This window comes from Vibrio sp. 2134-1 (assembly GCF_033339495.1).
On sequence record NZ_JAWOUS010000140.1, the window covers coordinates 1 to 1056 of the forward strand.

At 48.8% G+C, this 1056-nt stretch carries 2 pseudogenes; one reads left to right on the top strand and one right to left on the bottom strand.

The features are described from left to right. A pseudogene (locus tag R7R78_RS24455) lies at window positions 1-540 on the bottom strand (DUF2339 domain-containing protein); the annotation flags it as partial. Between the two features lie 314 nt (window positions 541-854). Between R7R78_RS24455 and R7R78_RS24460 the strand changes: the two are divergent. Continuing rightward, window positions 855-1056: pseudogene (locus R7R78_RS24460) on the top strand (sodium:proton antiporter); the annotation flags it as partial.

Sequence of the window (1056 nt, forward strand, 5' to 3'; positions counted from 1 at the left end):
GGCAAAAGAAACACGCATAAGTGGCGAAAACTCAATATGGCTGCCAATCACTTGCACCAGATAGCCGCCACCGATCAACATGGCTAATGCGCCGACCCAAACTAGCCAGTTCTCTTGGAAGTTAGCAATGAGTTTTTGCGCGTGCTTCTGGATTAGTGGGTCTTCTTGCTGAGTAAACGTCGCCAACTGAACTTGTGTTTGCTGGCTTTGGTTGAGTTCGGTTTGCTCTTGCTCGCTATGGTGCTGCTGAGTTGCAAGGTATGAAGGCTCAAATTCAGGCTCGATGTTGCTTGGAGCGCTTAATGCCGAGTCGCCAGAATCTGAACGCATCGAAGAGGCCGCCCCAAGGCTGGATTCCGATGTGTCAGGCTCTGGTTGGGAGGCTTCGAGTTTCGAATCGCGACGCGTGCTGACGCGAAGAGAGGCAACTTCTTTCTGTAATTTCGACAGTTCTTTTTCCAGCAACGATATCCGACTGGCGGCTTTCAAACCGATCAATATGGCAAAAAAAGCCGTGATCAGCGCAAGTGTCGTAAACAATCCATTTCTCCCTATCCTTGGTCGTTTGTCTCACACGATAGATGATTCTTAACTTTGAGCACGTACACTAAAGCTTAGTTCATGCTCTATGCCTGAGCGTTTTATGATGCTAGGTTCCGCGTGAAATTTTGTACCCACTTTACCTTGCTCTGGGGGGAACTGCGAGAATGACGCAAGTCTTGATGCAGTTTCTGGACGACTTTTCGGCACACATCGCCGCTAAGTCACTGGGTATAAACTATATTCATAATTCTAAGGGTCAACGCATCCTAGCGCTGTGACGCTAAAACAACGATAAAAATAGGTGACGATAGATGCAAGTGGGTAATGAAGCGCTGGTGCTGTCAGCGGTAGGGGTCATTGGTTTGGGCTGTCAGTGGTTAGCTTGGCGGCTGCGCTTGCCAGCCATTTTGTTTTTGCTGTTGGCTGGCCTCATCGTCGGGCCATTTATGCAATGGCTCAAACCCGATGAAATTTTGGGAAATTTGCTCTTTCCGTTGGTCTCATTAGCGGTGG